General features: G+C 33.6%; 12 protein-coding genes and 5 pseudogenes. 1 reads left to right on the top strand and 16 read right to left on the bottom strand.

All coding sequences use genetic code 11. The features are described from left to right. The first annotated feature begins 61 nt into the window (after positions 1 to 61). Positions 62 to 565 (top strand): MepB family protein, encoded by a 504-nt coding sequence (locus tag ABLV90_RS10595; protein ID WP_069832840.1) that lies wholly within the window; start codon positions 62 to 64, stop codon positions 563 to 565. Positions 566 to 655: 90 nt separating this feature from the next. Here ABLV90_RS10595 and ABLV90_RS10590 read toward each other — a convergent pair whose 3' ends face one another. From ABLV90_RS10590 to ABLV90_RS10515, 16 genes and pseudogenes are all read right to left on the bottom strand, one after another. Beyond that, on the bottom strand, positions 656 to 2,323 hold the full coding sequence (locus ABLV90_RS10590; RefSeq protein ID WP_460872613.1) for a glycerol-3-phosphate dehydrogenase/oxidase: 1,668 nt from the start codon (positions 2,321 to 2,323) through the stop codon (positions 656 to 658). Positions 2,324 to 2,469: 146 nt separating this feature from the next. Continuing rightward, positions 2,470 to 3,975, bottom strand: a pseudogene (gene glpK, locus ABLV90_RS10585) (glycerol kinase GlpK). Between the two features lie 183 nt (positions 3,976 to 4,158). Next, positions 4,159 to 4,978 (bottom strand): annotated as a pseudogene (locus ABLV90_RS10580) (MIP/aquaporin family protein). 171 nt (positions 4,979 to 5,149) lie between these two features. Further along, on the bottom strand, positions 5,150 to 6,184 hold the full coding sequence (locus ABLV90_RS10575) for a S66 family peptidase (protein WP_427704692.1): 1,035 nt from the start codon (positions 6,182 to 6,184) through the stop codon (positions 5,150 to 5,152). Between the two features lie 225 nt (positions 6,185 to 6,409). Further along, entirely contained in the window at positions 6,410 to 6,943 is a 534-nt protein-coding gene (locus tag ABLV90_RS10570) for a glycerol-3-phosphate responsive antiterminator (RefSeq protein ID WP_069815953.1), read from the bottom strand. Between the two features lie 11 nt (positions 6,944 to 6,954). Then, the gene (gene mutL / locus ABLV90_RS10565) at positions 6,955 to 8,904 is read right to left on the bottom strand and encodes a DNA mismatch repair endonuclease MutL (RefSeq protein WP_460872612.1); all 1,950 of its coding nucleotides are present in this window, start codon (positions 8,902 to 8,904) and stop codon (positions 6,955 to 6,957) included. A 12-nt stretch (positions 8,905 to 8,916) separates the two neighbouring features. Further along, positions 8,917 to 11,566, bottom strand: a pseudogene (gene mutS, locus ABLV90_RS10560) (DNA mismatch repair protein MutS). A gap of 446 nt (positions 11,567 to 12,012) precedes the next feature. Next, positions 12,013 to 12,510, bottom strand: a complete 498-nt coding sequence (thiW, locus tag ABLV90_RS10555; protein WP_460872611.1) for an energy coupling factor transporter S component ThiW — start codon at positions 12,508 to 12,510, stop codon at positions 12,013 to 12,015. 34 nt (positions 12,511 to 12,544) lie between these two features. After that, a complete protein-coding gene (locus ABLV90_RS10550) occupies positions 12,545 to 12,904 on the bottom strand; it encodes a YlbF/YmcA family competence regulator (RefSeq protein WP_427704700.1) in 360 nt (119 codons plus the stop codon). Continuing rightward, positions 12,904 to 14,447 (bottom strand): annotated as a pseudogene (gene miaB / locus ABLV90_RS10545) (tRNA (N6-isopentenyl adenosine(37)-C2)-methylthiotransferase MiaB). Before miaB ends, ABLV90_RS10550 begins: the two are co-directional and overlap by 1 nt. A 222-nt stretch (positions 14,448 to 14,669) precedes the next feature. Next, positions 14,670 to 14,966 carry a thiamine-binding protein gene (locus ABLV90_RS10540; RefSeq protein WP_069815965.1) on the bottom strand — a complete coding sequence of 99 codons (297 nt, stop codon included), beginning with the start codon at positions 14,964 to 14,966 and terminating at the stop codon, positions 14,670 to 14,672. A gap of 158 nt (positions 14,967 to 15,124) precedes the next feature. After that, positions 15,125 to 15,889 (bottom strand): NAD(P)/FAD-dependent oxidoreductase, encoded by a 765-nt coding sequence (locus tag ABLV90_RS10535; protein ID WP_460872610.1) that lies wholly within the window; start codon positions 15,887 to 15,889, stop codon positions 15,125 to 15,127. A 162-nt stretch (positions 15,890 to 16,051) separates the two neighbouring features. Then, positions 16,052 to 16,420, bottom strand: a complete 369-nt coding sequence (locus ABLV90_RS10530) for an RrF2 family transcriptional regulator (protein ID WP_460872609.1) — start codon at positions 16,418 to 16,420, stop codon at positions 16,052 to 16,054. Positions 16,421 to 16,526: 106 nt separating this feature from the next. Then, entirely contained in the window at positions 16,527 to 17,162 is a 636-nt protein-coding gene (locus tag ABLV90_RS10525; protein ID WP_460872608.1) for a poly-gamma-glutamate hydrolase family protein, read from the bottom strand. A gap of 195 nt (positions 17,163 to 17,357) precedes the next feature. Further along, on the bottom strand, positions 17,358 to 18,224 hold the full coding sequence (locus ABLV90_RS10520) for a 2-oxoacid:ferredoxin oxidoreductase subunit beta (protein ID WP_069815973.1): 867 nt from the start codon (positions 18,222 to 18,224) through the stop codon (positions 17,358 to 17,360). After that, positions 18,225 to 19,990: pseudogene (locus tag ABLV90_RS10515) on the bottom strand (2-oxoacid:acceptor oxidoreductase subunit alpha). Positions 19,991 to 20,063 lie beyond the last annotated feature (73 nt).

The following is a 20,063-nucleotide window of genomic DNA, read 5'->3' as shown; positions in this document are numbered from 1 at the left end:
TTTATATTACTTGCTTCAGAAAACAAAGACTTAAATATAATTTAGCAAAGGTTGGTTTATTATGTTTGAAAATTATGCTTCTAAAAAGTTAATAAATAAAATGCACGAAATGGTAAATGACTTTTCTCCAATTAATTTTGAAGTTGAAAAATGGAATCATGAATATGAGGCTTTTAATTTTAACTTAGCCCATCATACTTTTAAAAGTCGGTTAGCTAAGAAGACACCTAAAAAAACTGGTTATTTTGTTGCAATGTGGCATAAAAATGAAATAGCTCAAAATACTCCTTTTAATTGCGAGGGTTCTAAAGATTACTTGGTTATTAATATTATTGATGGTGATCGTAAAGGACAATTTATTTTTCCGAAAGATATTTTGTTAGCAAATGGCGTCTTAACTTCAACCCAATACAAAGGCAAAATGGCAATGCGTGTTTATCCCAATTGGGAATCAAATTTAAACAAGACTGCATTAAAAACACAAAAGTGGCAAAGCCCTTACTTTTTAGATTTATCTGTCCCCTTCAACGAAAAAGATATCTATACATATTATGATATAAAGTAACACAAAGATATATTGAGGTAGACAAACAAAAACTGGCGACAAAGTCCTAAGACCTTGTCGCCAGTTTTACTATTTATACATATTTATTCTTTAACTGTCTGGTTGGTTATTACCTGTTTGTGCTTCTTTAATCGCAGTTTCTAATTCTTTTGTATATAATTCTTTTTGAATATTTGTATAGCCTAATAATTCAGCCATTACATCAATTACTTGTTCTTTATAATTTAATACATCATCAATCTTGAAATATAATTTACCTGTACGACGGATAAAGAAATCTGTTGGACGGTGAACCATTTCATTTTGAATTGAATAAATTAATTCTGTGTAGATATCTAACGGTAAACCAGTTTCTTGATATTGCGCAGTTTGTGCAATTTTGAATAACTCTTCAGCGTTTGAACCATATTTAGATACAAAGTGACGTGCAGTCGCTTCGTCTATTTGATAAGCTTTTGCATCTTCAACTTTTTGTTCAATATATTTATCAAAGTTTTTACTGCCGCCTACATCGCCACCAGAGATTGGTAAGTGTTTTGTTGCCGCTTTAGCGAAAGTAAGTTTATATTCTGATTTTAAGCGTTTTGCTAATAAATCAACAATTTCTACTGCCATATGACGGTAACCAGTTAATTTACCACCTGCAATTGTTAATAAACCAGATTTACCTTCCCAAACTTCGTCTTTACGAGAAATTTCTGAAGGATCTTTACCTTCTTCTAAAATAAGTGGTCTCACACCGACCCATGATGATTCAATATCTTCATCAGATACGTTAACATCAGGGAACATATAGTTAATTGCTTCAATTAAATAATCTCTATCTTCTTGGTTAACTAATGGTGATGTCTTAACATTGTCATAAAAAGTATCTGTAGTACCAACATATGCTTTGCCTTCACGTGGAATAGCAAAAATCATACGGCCATCGTTTTCTGTATCAAAGTATACAGCTTGACCTAGTGGGAATTTAGATTGATCAATTACAACATGAACACCTTTTGTTAAACGTAATTCTTTATTGTTACGTGCATAATCGCCACTACGTACTTCATCTACCCATGGACCACTTGCATTGATAACTTTTTTAGCTTTAATTGGGTAAGTTTCATTGCTAATTTGGTCTTCTACTTGAATACCATTAACTGTTTCATTTGAATCATATGTGAAATGAACAGATTTTGTATGGTTAATGATAGTAGCGCCTTTTTCTTCAGCACGTTTCATTACTTCAATAGTTAATCGTGCGTCATCTGTACGGTATTCAACATAAGAGCCACCAGCTTTAAGACCAGCTTTTTTAACAAGTGGTTCTTTTGCAAGTGTTTCTTTTGCATTTAACATTGTTTTACGTTCAGCTTTTTTAACACCTGCTAATCTATCATAAACGCCTAAACCAATCGATGTAGTGAATTTACCCATAGATCCGCCTTTATGCAATGGTAATAACATGCGTTCTGGTGTTGTTACATGTGGACCATTTTCATAAACAATCGCACGTTCGCGACCAGTTTCTGCTACAACGCCTACTTGTAATTGTTTTAAATAACGTAATCCACCATGTACTAATTTAGTAGAACGTGAACTTGTACCTTGTGCAAAGTCTTGCATTTCTACTAAAGCGACTTTCATACCTCTATTACTAGCATCTAAAGCAATCCCAGCTCCGGTAATTCCGCCACCAATAATCACAACGTCATAAGCGTCATTTTTCAATTCTTTCTTAATCTGTTCTCTTTTTAAAGTTGATAAACTCATAAAATCCAGCGCCTCCTAAAGTATTAAAAAAAGAGAGACCCATCCCATACATATATAATTGTACGAATTGAATCTCTCATTTCTCATCTCGATATTATTAACTTACCCGTATTGTAGCACAGATAACACTTTTAAGTCTAATTTTTTTACTCATCATCTAATTTAAAGACTTGAGTAGCTTCTACAGCTTTCTTCCAGCCTTTATAATATTTTTCTCTTTCTTTTTCTACCATGTCTGGATTGAATTGTTTTTCTAATTTCCAACGATTAGCAATTTCATCTTTACTATCCCAGAATCCAACTGCAAGTCCAGCTAAGTATGCTTGCACCTAATGCTGTTGTTTCACTAATTTCTGGACGTTCAACACCAACGTTTAAGATGTCGGATTGGAATTGCATAATGAAATTATTCTTAACTGCGCCGCCATCGACACGTAAATTATTTACTTTAATACCAGAATCTTTTTCCATCGCTTCTAATACGTCACGTGTTTGGTAACATAATGATTCTAAAGTAGCACGAATGAAATGTTCTTTTTCAGTACCACGCGTAAGTCCGAAAATAGCACCACGCGCTTCTGCATCCCAGTATGGTGTGCCAAGACCAACAAATGCTTGGTACAACGTATACACCTTCAGTTGATTCGACACGTTCTGCATAATTTTCTGATTGCGGCGCTGAATTAATCATTCTGAGTCCATCTCTTAGCCATTGAATTGCAGAACCTGAAACGAAGATAGAACCTTCAAGTGCATAATTGACTTTACCATCAATACCATACGCGATTGTTGTTAACAAACCACTCTTAGAAGTTACAGCTTCTTCTCCTGTATTCATTAACATGAATCCACCAGTACCATAAGTGTTTTTCGCATCACCACGGTTGAAACATGCTTGGCCGAATAGTGCAGCTTGTTGGTCACCGACGATACCAGAAATCGGCACTTCTTTACCAAAGAAATGGTAATCAACTGTGTTAGCATAAACTTCACTAGAAGATTTTACTTCAGGAAGCATTGAATTCGGAATTTCTAAAATGTCTAATAATTCTTGATCCCATTCTAGGTCATGAATGTTATAGATTAATGTACGACTTGCGTTTGTATAATCTGTGATATGTGCTTGTCCACCTGATAGTTTCCATACTAGCCATGAATCAATTGTTCCGAATAGTAAGTCACCATTGTCAGCTTTTTCTCTTGTACCTTCAACATTATCAAGTATCCATTTTACTTTTGTACCTGCAAAGTAAGGATCTAATAAAAGGCCTGTTTTTTCACGGAATTTGCTTTCTAAACCTTGGTCTTTTAAGTCTTGACAAATACTTTGTGTTTGACGCGATTGCCATACAATTGCGTGATACACTGGACGTGACGTATGTTTATCCCAAACTACTGCTGTTTCACGTTGATTTGTAATACCGATACTCGCGATTTGATCTGCGCCAACATTTTCTTCATTAAGCACTTCGAGCAATAACTGCCAATACAGACGTCCAAATTTCGTTTGCGTCATGTTCTACCCAACCAGATTTAGGAAAATATTGTTTAAATTCACGTTGTGCTACGCCTTGGATTTTCCCATCTTGGTCAAAAAGAATCGCTCTTGAACTTGTTGTACCTTGGTCAATTGACAAAATATATTTTTTCATATTGATAATCTCCCTTTTATTATATTTGTTGAATAAATAATGTATGTGAAATGTATGTTTCCCAACAATCTACCTGTATACATTTCTTTTTAATAATTCAACAAACATATTCATATTATTTATTTTTTTATAATATAAGACCTGTTTATATTTTAACGTATAAACAGGACAGTTAAAACTTATTTAATAAATTGTTTCGATACCTTTTGCACTTTTTGCTTTGTTTAAAGCGATTCCAAGCGCAATTGTTACAATTAATAACACGATTGATACAACAGACATCATATCAAACGCACCTTTATAGAACAATCTATAAATGACCGCACCCATCATACCACCTGTAATAGGTCCTAAAACCGGAACAATTGCATAACTCCAATTTGATTTGCCTTTACCGACTATTGGTAAAATGGCATGTGCGATACGAGGTCCTAAATCACGAGCAGGATTAATGGCATAACCAGTTGGACCACCTAAACTTAAACCAATCGCAACAATTAAACTACCAACAATTAATGGATTTAAGCCGTCAGCTATTTTATTCATTCCAATGAATAATAAACCCATTGTTAAAGCAAGCAGTACCAATAATTTCACTTAAAAAGTTGGCAAAGTAATTTTTTATTGCTGGTGCTGTAGAAAACACAGCTAATTTTGTATCTTTATCTTCAGTTGCTTTCCATTGTGCTAAATACATTAACCAAACTAAAATACCACCGATGATACCACCAAGTATTTGACAAATGATGTATCCAGGAACCATACCCCAGCTTAATGCACCGTCCATTGCGAACGCTAAAGTAACAGCCGGATTTAAATGCGCACCAGATATTTCACCAGTAGCGTAAACGCCCATAGTTACGGCAAGCCCCCAACCTGTAGCAATTACAATCCAATCAGCACCGTTACCATTGCTTCGTTTTAAATTAACGTTGGCAACAACGCCACCCCCAAATAATACTAATATTGCTGTTCCCAATAATTCAGCAAAATATACACTCATAGAGACTCCTCCTAAAAAAGACAAAGAGACTCCTACAATTATGTCCAGTGTTAATCCACTGGTTTAATGACTGTAGAAATCTCCCATCTCTGTTCTAATTATTAACTTGTGTTTATCTTACACCTCTATTGAAAGCGTTGTCAATCTTTTTTGTAAAAAAATTGCCACAATTTAAAAATCAATAACAGCGCTTTCTTTAATTTCGAATTGCTGAGTATGACAATTAATTTTTGCTGATAAGCCATAAGGCATGCTGTGCTTGGGTTCATTGTGTCCAAATGACAAATTATATAAAATTGGAATGCTTGGTTTATTACTTCTTTTAATAATTTTTAATATTTCATTTTTATACGCTTCATAATATATTTGATTAAATGGTTTACCAAAAACAATGCCTTCTACTTTATCTAACACCCCTATTTGTAATAATTGATTAAACATTTTCGAAAATTCTAAAGGAGATGGTGTATCTTCTGAAGTTTCTAAAAAAAGTATCGCATGATTGAAATGCTCTAATTCCGGAAATATGGGAGTATCTATCAAACTCACAAATGTTTCTAAATTACCTCCAATTAAATGGCCACTCACAATACCTGCCCCATTTATAACTTCATAACTTTGGTTGTCTCTTTTAGTCCTAGCAATATTTTTATTTTCTACTTTCCATTCTAATCCTGTTGGTCTTGTATAAGGCGTAGGCAATCGTTCGCCAATTGCTGAACTATTGAACCAACATTTTTCAATATCTTTAATTGTATAGCTATCCATTTCTATATTCTCCGCAAAATCTGTCAATAAGGCTTGTCCATAAAAACTAACGATACCCATTTTATAAAACATCATGTGCACAGTCGTTGAATCGGAATAACCCGAAAAAATCTTGGGGTTATCATAAATTGCTTGAAAATCTACATAGGGTAATATGCTAATGGCATCTTCACCACCAATACAACTTATAATCGCTTTTACATCACTATCTTTTAATGCTTCATTCAAATCTGAAGCACGCAGTTCAGGGTGTTCACGGACATATTTTATACCTTTGAGTGCATTGGGCATAATTTTTACATGCAAACCAAATACGGATTCCAGTCGTTCGATTCCTTGTTTTGTTCGCCATAAAATCGAATCTTCTCCGGCTAAACCAGAAGATAAAGATACAATTGCAACAGTGTCACCTCTTAATAATTTCCTCGGTTTTATCATTAAATGTTCCCCCTAGGTTTTTAATTTACATAAATTGATACTTAATCATTAAAAAATGGTATAAAAAAGAATTAGCTATAAGCTTTAGAAATGATTATACATTAATAAAATGATTTAATCTGTTTCTAAAATAGCTAATTCTATTAAGACAATTACATTATGATCAACATCATTCAATCTTTATGCTTTAATAGAACGATTGTTAATTTAACTGCTTTAGCTTTATTACCATAAATCCCGATCACTTGTAGTGATATATTTCGCACCATTTTTTACCGCAACATCAACTTCCTCAACGTCATTAATCAACCCACCGGCAATCACAGACGTATTCGTCTCTTCATTAATGATTTTTATGGCCTTTGTTGCTATACCTGGCAACACTTCAACAAAGTCAGGCTCAACACGTTTTATAAGCTCAATACTTCTAGTTAGTGCATGACTATCTAGAATAAATACACGGAAAACCGTAGTCGTATTCAACGCTTTGGCTTTGTTTATAACTTTCGTTTTTGTCGATACGATGCCTTTGGGATGATAGTTTTGAATGATAAATTCACAAGCAAATTCATCGTGACTCATACCTCTAATTAAATCAATATGCATATACACTTCTATATTATTCTTCTTCATCAATTCCATAATACTTTTAATATGACCTATATGCGTATCTAATAACACACATTCTTTATAATCTGTCTGTATCAGTTTTTCTAAATCTTTCATTGAGCGAATAGCCGGTAAAATATATGGCTTCATCCACTAACCTCCTATATAATACGCTTAAATAAGCGTTCTAATTCATAATTTGAAAAATTAATGATTATCGGTCTGCCATGTGGACATGTAAATGGATCTTCTGTTTCTCTCAATTGATTCACTAAATCTGCCATTTCATTATTCTTTAAATAGTGATTTGCTTTAATTGATTTCTTACAACTCATCATAATAGCGACTTCTTCACGTATTTTTTTAACATTCACTTTTTTATGTTCTAAGACATACTCAATCATATCTTTAATAATTTCTTCCGCTTCAGCAACAGGAAACCACACTGGATAACTATCAACAATATAATCATTACCACCAAACGGTTCTAAATGCACGCCCACTTTATCTAATTCTTCAACGTGTTGATTGATAATCATCAACTCGTCTTTAGAGAAGTGAAAAGTTAAAGGAATTAATAAATTTTGTATTTCATTAGATACATCACCTATTTTTTCTCTAAAATATTCGTATTTAATCCGTTCTTGCGCGACATGTTGATCAATCATAAACATACCGTTCTCATTTTGCGCAATAATATATGTGCCATGTACTTGACCTACGACTTCCATATAAGGTATACGCTGTGAAGGATTGCTACTGATACTCCCTTTAATGTCTGGTACTTCAGCTACATCTTCAGAAGGTGCTAATGTATTAGTAATATCTTGTTCTTCCATATCTGTCAAGACATCTCTTTGCGTCTTAGCATAATCATAAGTCGATTCTTGCACTGAATAGGAATCCTCTGAGGAGGTATTCGGACTTGAGAGTGTATGATCTAAGGCTTGATTAGATTGATTTGTTTCATTGGGCTGTTTATCCTCAAGGTCAAAATTCAAATTCGTTGAATGTGTAGCATCTCTTTGCTGTTTACGTTTCTCAAAATCAATTTTCTGTTGTTCAAATTTATCCAGCACTTTATTTTTCTGCGTCAATTTATTCATATCATTTTGTGGTATTAAAATACGATCTTTAAAAGCTTCTCGTATTTTTTCTACAATCAATTCAAACAACTGATCTTCTTTAGATAAACGTACCTCTAATTTAGTTGGGTGCACATTGACATCGACCAGTATCGGATCCATTTCAATATTAATATAACAAATCGGGAATCTGCCAATCATTAGCAGTGTATGATAACCTTCTAAAATTGCTTTGTTTATCAAAAAGTTTTTGATATATCTACCATTAATAAAAATAGATATATAATGTTTATTACTTCGGGAATGTTCTGGTTTAGCAACATATCCCTCTAAGCGATAGTCGCTCGTTTCACCAGAGATATGTACTAAATCTTTAGCCACTTTCATCCCATATATTTCTGCCATTACTTCATTTGTACGTCCTGAACCATTTGTTTTTAAAATCGTTCTGCCATCTGAAATAAGTGAAATACGAATGCCTGGATGACTCATTGCCATTCGATTTACGATATCAGTAATTTTACCTAATTCAGTATATAAACTTTTAATATATTTTAAGCGCGCTGGTGTATTATAAAATAATGATTCAACTAATATATCAGTACCTTGTTTCGCTTTTGCAGGTTTTTGATTAAGAATTTCACCATTTTCCACATAAATCTCTTGGCCTTCTTCATTATCTGTACATGTTTTCAGTGTCACTTTGGAAACAGAAGAGATACTCGCTAATGCTTCTCCACGGAATCCAAGTGTGCGAATATGAAACAAGTCATCATCTGCATCTAATTTACTAGTTGCATGACGATGAAAGACGAGGCCTAAATCTTCTATATGAATACCCGTACCATTGTCAACCACACGAATGGATGCTACGCCAGATTGTTCAACTTCGATATTGATTTCAGTCGCTTGGGCGTCAATGGCATTTTCTAATAACTCTTTGACTACTGAGCCTGGACGTTCAACAACTTCCCCAGCGACAATCTTATTCGCTAATGATGTTTGCAACTCTTTAATTTTACCCATTTGACTTCACCTCTATTTCAATTGTTTTTGTAATTCACTTAATTTAATTAATGCTTCTATCGGCGTCATGTTAGATAAATTCAACGTCTTAATTTCATTTTCTATTTCAGATTGCTCGACCGGCGCATCAAATAGTTCAAATGCTGTTTGTTCAAATTGATTTCTATTATCATCCTGTTTTGCATATTCAGATTGCTCAGGATATGTTGCGACTGCTTCTTCTACATTTGAGTATTGCGCTTCTTGAATACTTGAGTCTACTTCAAGTTTGTTAACTACGACTTGGTTTTCTTGTTTGTCAGTCTGTTCAAACGCATCTAATATGACTTGCGCCCGTGAAATTACTTCATCAGGTAAATGTGCTAATTTAGCTACTTGAATACCATAACTATCATCTACTGCGCCATCTTTAACCTTATGCAAGAAGATAAGTTCACCTTTATATTCGTTTGCTCGCTACATGCACATTTTTCAAACAAGATAAAGATTGATCTAAAGTTGTTAACTCGTGATAATGCGTAGAAAATAGTGTTTTAGCATGAGACGTATTCGCAACGTATTCTATCATCGATTGTGCAAGTGCTAATCCATCATACGTCGATGTACCTCTTCCAATTTCATCAAAAATAATCAAACTATTTTCTGTCGCATGTGCGAGTGCTTTCTGCGCTTCTAACATTTCAACCATAAATGTACTCTTACCTGATACAAGATCATCTGCGGCGCCTATTCTTGTAAATATCTGGTCAAAGACTGGGAGTGTTGCAGATTCACAAGGGACGTATGCTCCCATTTGGGCCATAATACTAATTATGGCTACTTGACGCATATAAGTGGATTTACCCGACATATTAGGTCCAGTTATTAAATAGACAAATGTATCTTGATCTAATTCACAATCATTTGGCACATAATCATTATGGTCCATCACGCGTTCGACAACCGGATGACGCGAATTTGTTAATTGTAGTGTTTTATCTTCACTAAAATTGGGACGTGCATAGTTATATTTTTGCGCAATTTCTGCAAAACTTTGTAAACAATCAAGTTCTGATATAACTTTAGCTTGTTTTTGTAAACGTTCTGTATAGGTTTTAATTTTTTCTCTTAGCTGAACAAACAATTGATATTCTAATTCGATTGCTTTATCTTCAGCGCCAAGAATGATGTCTTCTTTTTCTTTCAATTCATCTGTGATAAAACGTTCTGCGTTAGATAATGTTTGCTTGCGATGATAACCAAATGCTGTGGGATCGAAGTCTTGTAAGTTCGCTCTAGTAATTTCAATAAAGTAACCAAACACTTTATTAAAACTAATCTTTAATGATTTAATGCCAGTACGTTGGCGTTCTTTAGCCTGTAATTCAGCTAGCCATGACTTCCCATTTTTAGATGCCTCTATATACTCGTCTAACTCACTATTAAAACCAGTTTTAAAAAGGCCACCCTCTTTTACAGAAATTGGTGGTTCTTCTTTTAAACTTTCTTCTAGTAAGCCAAGTAATTCATCTAAGGGCTCTAGCGCTTTAAATTGTGCAGTCATCTGTTCATCAAAATCATTAAGTAGATTTTTAATATTTGGGATTTCTGAAATAGAATGTTTCAACTGAATTAAATCGCGTGCATTGACGTTGCCATAACTTACACGGCCTACTAAGCGTTCAATATCATAAACTTGATTCAAATGATTTCTTAATGTATCTCTTTCGATAAAATGATTAATAAACTGTTCTACTGTATCTAAGCGAGATTCTATATGTGCTTTATGGATAAGTGGTCTATCAATCCACTGTTTTAATCGTCCGGCACCCATTGGTGTCTTAGTCTCATCCATTAACCAGAGCAATGTTCCTTTTTTAGTTTTTAAACGAATACTTTCTGTTAATTCTAAATTTCGTTTAGCGTAAAAATCCATTTTCATAAAGTCTACCGCTTCATATTTAACAACTGCTTCAATATGGGATAAATCTCTTTTTTGTGTGTGATATATATAATCTAACAACAATTGTGTCGCATTAAACAAGTTGTCTTCCGTCATAGTATTCACACTATACTGTGCATCTGAAATTTCCGATAATACCGTTATTGTTTCAGTTGTTAAACTGATTTGTCGTTTTAAATCATCATCAATATTCTCGTTTACGACGATTTCATTAGGATTAATAGTTGTAATTTCATTCATTAGTGTCGCTTCATCTTCGAAATGTGTAACTTTCAATTCTCCAGTTGAAACATCACAATAACTTAATGCGTAAGCGACATTATCTTTCACAAAACTTAATATATAGTTGTTTTGTTTTTCATCAACGCCACCTTTATCCATTACCGTTCCAGGTGTAACGATTCTAACAACTTCACGACGAACCATACCTTTAGTCTGTCTTGGATCTTCCATTTGCTCACATATAGCTACTTTATAACCATTGCTAATCAATGTTTCAATGTAGCCATCTGTCGCATGATAAGGTACACCACACATCGGTATTGGGTTCGTTTTTTTGGCATCCCTTTTCGTCAAAGTGATTTCTAATACTCTTGACGCCTCTTTCGCATCATCGAAAAACATTTCATAAAAATCGCCCAATCTAAAAAATAATAGACAATCTTGATATTGTGATTTTATTTTTAAATACTGTTGCATCATAGGAGTTTGGTTAGTCATTTTGATATTTCACAATCCTTCTATTAGTTTCTTACTTTTCAAAAATTAAATTCAATTATTATTGTATCTTTGAATATGTATGTGTAGTCATGTAGCACACATTTCAAATATGCACTGAGCGTGTTTTCATATTCATTTTTGTACCGAAAGCCTCTTTAATACTATCCATTTTCGTTTAATTTTCTTTAACTTTATTAGTTAATTTAACTCTTAAATTTTAACATAACTTTAGATATTACGCCTATTTATTCAATCGTAGCGTTAAAGCTTAATTATTATCAAAATATTTATCAATAAAGTAACCGTAGATTTAAATTCAAAAAAACGAGACCAAGTCTCTATAAGTAATCAAGAATAATAGCACGACATAACTTGTTTCGTTATCCATCTAAAACTTCCTGATTAGTTATTTGAGTCTTAATCTCGTATCGTAAATCTGACATAGCTTATAAGAAGCGTTTTAATATGCCTTTTCTTTTCAATATCATTAATAATATATAACTGATGATAGCACCAATAATACTAGAAACGATAAATGCTAACATTAATGGTTTAATAGCAAAATCTGAAAAGCCAAGTATCCAAGCTAATGGAATACAAATTATACTACCAATAATACCTGTTCCTATCACTTCACCTACCATGACCATGAAGATATGCTTACGGTAATGATAAAAACCACTTGCGAGTAGTACACCTACCATACTTCCAGGAAAGGCGAAGAAGCTACCAGTACCAAAAATCATGCGTAATACAGAAGAAATAAATGCTTGAGCTAGTCCAAACCACGGACCAACAAACACAGCACATAGTACATTAATCAAATGTTGAATAGGTGTTGCTTTAATAGGGCCTAACGGAATGACAATGATACTACTCAACACTACATTAATAGCGATGAATATTGCGGTTAAAGTTAACCTTTTCGTCTTAATTGTCTTCATTCGGTTCATTCCTTTCCTGAAAGTACATTACACGCTAGTCATCATTTTGTTCATGTTGATTTAAACGATTAGACATTGTACTTATCATCATTTGTAATAAATCGTTGGCTTCAGTTTGTGATTCTCTGAACTCTTCCACTATAGGTAATACATTAATATCTTGCTCAATACCTTGTATTTTACCTTCAGATTGTTTTAGCGCTTCTGTTTTACCGTAATTTTGTAAGTTTACGGATTGCTTTTGTGTTTTCTTTAAATCTTTCATGCGTTGTTCAATATTTTTATTGTAATGAATTTGTTGTTCTACAGTGTGATAATCTTTAACTGTATCCAATGATTTGATTCGTTCACTAATGCGATTTGCTTCAGCTAATATGTCATCTTTTTCATACATTATTGAGTCACCACTGCTTTTTCACTCATGCGTAAGAATGTACCATTTAATGAAAATTGTTTCGCTTCATCAACTTGTACATCTACAATTCTACCTATCATTTCTTTAGGTGCTTTGAAGTTAACGAGTTTATTTTTTGAAGTATAGCCTGCTAACACAGTATTATCCTTCTTACTGGCACCTTCACACAATACTTGGATGACTTCGCCTTCATATTGTTTCATAGCTCGTTCTGAATAATAAGCCACTTTTTTATTTAATTGTTGTAATCTATCTTTCTTCACGTCTAAAGGCACATTATCTTTCATCTTCGTTAGCTGGTGTACCATCTCTTTGTGAATAAATATAAGTATATGCATGTTCAAATTCAACTTCGTCATACAATGTTAAAGTTTCTTCAAATTGTGCTTCAGTTTCATTTGGATAACCTACGATAATATCCGTAGTCAGTGCAACGTTAGGTATCTTCGTTTTAATTCTATCTACTAAATCTAAATAGCTTTCACGTGTATATTTACGTCCCATAATTTTTAATACTGCGTTGTTACCTGATTGAACTGGTAAATGTACGTGAGGTACAATATTGCCCCCGTTTGCAATAACTTCAATCATACGATCCGTAAAGTCCCAAGGATGGCTTGTAGTAAATCTCACTCTTGGTATATCAATTTGTGTAATATCTTCTAATAAATCACCCAAACCATATTCTAAGCCCTCTATATCTTTACCATAAGCGTTTACGTTTTGACCTAGCGACGTAATTTCTTGATAACCTTGACGCGCTAAATCTCTTACTTCAGCAATGATATCATCTGGACGTCTACTACGTTCTTTACCTCTTGTAAAAGGCACAATGCAATATGTACAGAATTTGTCACAGCCATACATAATATTTACCCAAGCTTTAATATTACCTTTTCTCACTTTAGGAAGGTTTTCAATAACGTCTCCTTCTTTTGACCATACTTCTACGACCATCGCTTTTGATAAATAAGCTTCTTCTAAAATTTCTGGTAAACGATGAATATTATGCGTTCCGAAAATCATATCAACGTTCTGGTACGATTTGAGAATTTTGTTAACAACTGATTCTTCTTGTGACATACAGCCACATACGCCGATAACTGTTTCTGGTTTTTCTCGTTTTAAGTGTTTTAAATTACCAATCTCACTAAACACTTTACTCTCCGCATTTTCACGTATTGCACATGTGTTAATTAAAATCACATCAGCTTGATTGATATCTTCTGTTGCTTGAATAACCTAAAGCGCCTAAAATACCGGCCATGACCTCTGTATCATGCGCGTTCATTTGGCAACCATATGTTTTAATTAAAAAGGTCTTCCCTTGACCCATATTACGATATTTTTCATCTATGTGAAAATCACGGTTATAGTTTACTTCTTCTTTACCGCGTTTACGTGCTTCTTTTAAACTTGGTGGTTGATAGACATGCTCAAAATACTTGCTATAATCTTTAGTCTTCTTATCTCGTTCAGCTAAAATATCTATAGAAGTACTTTTTCTTTGCTCTTCATTCACTCTACAAAATCCTTTCTATATCATATAAACTAAGAACAAGTGTTTTTAAATATGTTTTATACTTTGGTATTTCAACCTAGGTGTTCAAAGTTCTATAACTTTATCCATAATCATTACTTCATTATATTAAATTTAGCCCCAAAGTGCAAAAGGTCTTTCCCAATAAACAAAAACGATTCAACATCTTGATATGTTAAATCGTTTTTGTTTATTATCTATTTTTTAAATTTCATCATATTTTCCAGTAAGTGTCTCGATTGTAATACCTTCAGGGACATGATAAAACTTAACCTGACTAATCGTACTCGGTATTTCTAATTCAACCATACGCTCATTTAACTTTTGAATCAAGATCAAACATTCATTCATCTCACCTTGTACTGTTGTTTCTAGTGGTCCAACTCTATAAGTCAAACCAGAATCATCAATTATCTTTATTGCTTCATCAACATAAGGTATAACATCTTCACCATTAGCAGTTTTCGGAATAATTTGGACACTCATTAACGTATCATGCATATTTCTTCAGCCCCTTATATGTTTTACTTATCTTTTAGTTTATCAAATAAGATGTTCAAGGCATAGATATAAAACGTTAATCATTTATATCATAAGATTTATTTTAAAAATCTTCACTAATTTGTGTCATCATTACCATTTTAGCAACCATGCCACCATTAGTCTGCTGCATCTATGATTTGACCCGCGAAATTATCTTTTGTTTCACCTGCAATATAAAAATGCTTAATCGAAGTTTCACCAAAAGCATTGACTTCAAATTTTTCATTTTCATCACGCTCTAAACTCAAATTTTCCAAAAAATCAAAATGAGTATCCCATTGCATTTGGCTAAATGCACCTTCAACTTCAACTTTATCGCCGTTTGCCAATTTAATATGAGTCAATTGATCCTTTTCCCCACTTAAATCAGCAATGGGTTCAGTATATATATCAATATTTTTAGCTTTAAGCCAAGCTTTGTCTTCGGCTGTAACACTTTCCCCATTTGTAAAAACGATAAGTTCTTTTGAAAAGTTGCTTAATAATTTAACCATATGTGTTATCATCTCAACTGAATATATGACAGCCAACCTACGATGACGCATTTCATAGCCATCACACCACGGACAATAAAATATAGATTGTCCATAAAAATCATTGAAACCAGGTATGTCTGGTCCTTGTTCATTTAATCCTGTTGCGAGTAACACTTGTCTGGCTGTAAATGATTGTCCTTGGGTAAAAACTTCAAATCCTTCATCATTTTCTTTAATATCTATAACACGTTCTGCTAAAAATGATACATCTTTGTATTTAGCAATATCTTGTTTTGCTTTTTGTTTGAATTCAGTTGGTGAAATACCATCTTGTGTTAAATAACCATGTGATTCTGATGTCACTCGATTTCGTGGTTTATCCTCATCGATAACTAATGTATGCATCATACCTCTTCCAAAATTCAATGCTTGCGCTTAAACCAGCAGGACCGCCACCAATAACTATGATTTCATAATCCATTTATTCCACTCCTTTACACCTTTTAAAGACTCTTAATATCTATAATTAATTGAAAAATTAAAGAACTTAGCGTTAAGCCAAGTCCTTTAATTTTTTTGTTCTAAATTATTTATTAAACTACGTTCCGCTTCATCCATAATTTGTTTAATAGAACAACCTTCACCATGACTAAAACTATCCTCTAGTAAGCTTTGTTTGCCATCTATAGTTACGATAATTTCATAAATTGAAATATCTTGCCATCCATTTTTTAATTGATAGCCGCCTTTTGCACCACTATTTGCTGAAATTATCCCAGCTTTTACAAGTCGTGTTAAAATTTTAGATAAATAAGTCGTAGAAACTTTCAATACGGTTGCTAAGTCTTGTACTGGTATTCTTTTTGAATCGCCGTCACTTTTTATCATAAATAATAAAGCGTGTAATGCATAATCTGTTGCCTTAGAACATTTCATCTGTTTATCAACTTCCTATTATAGATATAATATATCTATAATATCTTATTATGTTTTGTTTTGCAAATATTATTTCTAATGTTAGTTAAAATGACATCATAAATGGTTAATTGCGCTCTTTTTGATAATGGCTTACAGCATCAATGATTGCTTGCGTAAAATCAGCCATTAATGAAGACCAATTATCTCGATTTTCCCTATCATAAAGATTATATTTTTTGTTAATAAAGAAATTTTTTCTTAGACACGCAGTTAATTCTAGCTGAACGCCGACTTTGTGTTGGCAACAATTAACAAAATTATCATCGTGAAGTCCAGAAATATGGGATGGTGCATCTTTAACAATGATATTAATTTCAGATAAATAGTGTTTAATATATTTTCTTAGTGCTTGATCTTTTCCTCCAATATACACTTCTGGTTTATCACCCATGCAACCATGAACAGAAATCGCATGCCGATTATCATCGATCATTTGTAACAGTTTTGGCTCATCAAAATGTCTTGATGTCACATGTAGTTCGTGATTTTTATTATGACGTACACCTTTAAAAGTATAAAAATCATAGTTACCACGCTCACTTATCGATTGAGCAAGTTCAGTTGTGCCACGTTCAATCGCCCCACCATGGACTGCCGTAATAATCATTGGCTGACTTGCTCGCCGCGTATGAATTTCCCAATCTTTACCTTCACTTGTCTGTAACAAAAGTTCAGTCATTGAATTAAATTGGTCTACCATCGTATTCCCTCCAAAGTATAAAGCACTGTTTAGCTTCTATAATACTATAAACCAGAGTAAAATATTCCTACATTTACTAAAAAAAGCTGATACTATACGATATTGAATTTGTCTTAATTCAAGCCCCGTATGTAATCAGCTTATATGCTATCATTTAATTATTTTTACTATATAAATATTATCTATACTTCGAATTTAAACAAATTGCTTTGTTAATTCATTGAACTGCGTTTCATCAATATGGATATCTCTTTTAGCTAATGGCGTATCTTCCATCTCTTCAATTTGAGATTCATATGAAGGTGTTTCCGTATCTTGATAAACAATTCCTTTAATTAGAGAATCATACTCTAACACTTTTTGTGTTGCATTACTTTTATCTGTAACATCAAAACCTTCTATATCATCAATACTTGTAAGGTTTTCTTTAAACCAATCATAAGTATTCACTTTATTATATGTTACACATGGTGAAAAGACGTTCACAAATGAAAAACCGTCATGGTTAATAGCATCTTCAAGCATTTTTGTAAGTCCTTTTATATCACTTGAGAAGCCTTGTGCTACAAATGTTGCTCCAGAAGATAATGCGAGCTCTAATGGTTTAACATTTTGCTCGATATTTCCTTTTGGTGTTGATTTTGTAACAAAACCTGGCGCTGATGAAGGTGATGTTTGACCTTTAGTCAGTCCATAAATTTGGTTATCCATTACAATATATGTCATGTTCATATTTCTACGCAATGCATGAACAGTATGGCCCATACCTATTGCATAACCGTCACCGTCTCCTCCGGAAGCAATAACAGTCAAGTCTTTGTTCGCCATTTTCACGCCTTGTGCTAATGGTAATGAACGACCATGTATACCATGTACACCATAAGAATTTACATATCCAGATAAACGACCAGAACAGCCGATACCAGTAATGATTGCTACTTCCTCAGGTTCTAAGCCAATATTGGCTGCTGCTTTTTGAATCGCTGCTTGGACTGAAAAATCTCCACAGCCCGGGCACCAATTGGGCTTAACATTATTTCTAAAATCTTTAAACGTTGCCATTTATACCAGCTCCTTTAAATCTTTGGCAATCTCAAGTCCTTTTGTTTCAATTTCATGTGGCAAGAATGGCGTCCCATCGTATTTTGTTTGGTTCACTAATTTATCACCCAATGTAACATTCATCTTCAAGATACTTGCAAGTTGTCCTTGATAATTGTGTTCTACTACGACAACTTTCGATGCTTTATCAATAGATTTTTGAAGTGTTTCTTTAGGGAAAGGATGCAATTGTCTAATTTGTATATGATTTACTTTTAAGCCTTGTGCTTCTAATCTATCTTTACCTTCTTGAATTGCGCCTTTAGTCGAAATGAAACCTAAATATAAAATATCTGCTTCATCATGTTGTTCATCTGCTTCTACTGGCTCATTAATTAGTAAATGCTCAGTTTTACGCATACGTTTATCCATTTGTTGTTGTCTGTTATCAGCTGCTTCACTCGTCTTACCTTCTTCGTTATGCTCGACACCTGTTACATGGTGTATACCACCTTTAACACCTGGAATAGGTCTAGGTGATACGCCACTCTCAGTCAATGCATAACGTTTGAAATAAGCTTTGTCGTCTTCTTCTCGCTCTATGTCAGATTGAATTGTTTCGCCACGGTTAATTTCGATTTTGTTATAATCTAATTTTTCTACAGTTTGTTTGCCTAATGACAATTGTAAATCACTTAAAATAATCACTGGACATTGATACATTTCTGCTAAATTAAATGCTTCAATCGTAAGATAAAATGCATCTGCTTGCATCAGTAGGTGCAACTACGATTTTAGGGATATCTCCATGTGTACCGTATATCATCTGCATTAAATCAGATTGTTCTTGTTTAGTAGGCAATCCTGTAGAAGGCCCACCACGTTGGGTATTAATCACTACAAATGGTGTTTCTGTCATACCAGATAAACCAATCGCTTCCATCATTAATGAAAGTCCAGGTCCGAGCACTGGCAGTAAAAGCACGTACACCGAGCATAGTTTGATCCAATAGCCATGTTTGCAGCAGCAATTTCATCTTCAGTTTGTACAACTGTGCCGCCTACTTTTGGTAGATTATTAATCATGTACTCCATAATTTCTGAAGCGAGGCGTAATAGGATATGCCGCCATAAATCTTGATCCAGCTGATAAAGCACCTAAACCAATTGCATCATTACCAATCATATATAGATGTGGTGTTCCATTTGTTTCTTCTAAAACAAAGTCACCTTCAACAGTATTAAGTTGCTCCATCATTAAACGATAACCTTCATTTAATGCTTCTATATTCATTTCGACAACTTTTGCGCCTTTTCTAGTAAACATATTAGTAATAAGCGTTTCAAAAGCTGAAATATCTAATTTCATCACTGCACATGTCGCACCAATAGCAACCATGTTTTTCATTAAGGCAGTGCCTAATTCTTTAGCTGTTGCCGTAAACGGTAAATCTATGAGTTGCGCACGACAGCCTTCAGGTTTTTCTGGTTTTGCCTTGCTGTCTGCAATGATAATACTGTCTGTTCTCATTTCATGATGGTTAACTTCTATTGTTTCTTGATCAAAAGCGATTAATATATCTAAATCATCACTTATCGCGTGTACAGGTGATGTTGATACTCTTATTTTATTATTCGTATGTCCGCCCATTATTCTACTTGAAAAATGACGATATCCATATAAATAGTATCCTTTACGGTTCATCGCAGTAGCAAAGATTTCCCCCGTTGATTCAATACCTTCTCCTTGCTTGGCCGCCAACTTTCCATGATACTTGTGATTTCATACCATCTTGCCTCCTAATGGTTATAATAATTCATAATCAATCATATCAAAATAAACCACCCTATTACTATGTA

This window comes from Staphylococcus sp. 2S1 (assembly GCF_046721335.1).
Taxonomy (GTDB): Bacteria; Bacillota; Bacilli; order Staphylococcales; family Staphylococcaceae; genus Staphylococcus; species Staphylococcus equorum_A.
The sequence above is the reverse complement of the archived record's forward strand: the minus strand, read 5'-3'. Positions and strand labels throughout refer to the sequence as shown.

Coding starts and splice junctions, on each gene's coding strand:
- ABLV90_RS10595 (WP_069832840.1), top strand. CDS start 62: ATGTTTGAAAATTATGCTTCTAAAAAGTTAATAAATAAAATGCACGAA.
- ABLV90_RS10590 (WP_460872613.1), bottom strand. CDS start 2,323: ATGAGTTTATCAACTTTAAAAAGAGAACAGATTAAGAAAGAATTGAAA.
- ABLV90_RS10575 (WP_427704692.1), bottom strand. CDS start 6,184: ATGATAAAACCGAGGAAATTATTAAGAGGTGACACTGTTGCAATTGTA.
- ABLV90_RS10570 (WP_069815953.1), bottom strand. CDS start 6,943: ATGAAGCCATATATTTTACCGGCTATTCGCTCAATGAAAGATTTAGAA.
- mutL (WP_460872612.1), bottom strand. CDS start 8,904: ATGGGTAAAATTAAAGAGTTGCAAACATCATTAGCGAATAAGATTGTC.
- thiW (WP_460872611.1), bottom strand. CDS start 12,510: ATGAAGACAATTAAGACGAAAAGGTTAACTTTAACCGCAATATTCATC.
- ABLV90_RS10550 (WP_427704700.1), bottom strand. CDS start 12,904: ATGTATGAAAAAGATGACATATTAGCTGAAGCAAATCGCATTAGTGAA.
- ABLV90_RS10540 (WP_069815965.1), bottom strand. CDS start 14,966: ATGCATGATACGTTAATGAGTGTCCAAATTATTCCGAAAACTGCTAAT.
- ABLV90_RS10535 (WP_460872610.1), bottom strand. CDS start 15,889: ATGCATACATTAGTTATCGATGAGGATAAACCACGAAATCGAGTGACA.
- ABLV90_RS10530 (WP_460872609.1), bottom strand. CDS start 16,420: ATGAAATGTTCTAAGGCAACAGATTATGCATTACACGCTTTATTATTT.
- ABLV90_RS10525 (WP_460872608.1), bottom strand. CDS start 17,162: ATGGTAGACCAATTTAATTCAATGACTGAACTTTTGTTACAGACAAGT.
- ABLV90_RS10520 (WP_069815973.1), bottom strand. CDS start 18,224: ATGGCAACGTTTAAAGATTTTAGAAATAATGTTAAGCCCAATTGGTGC.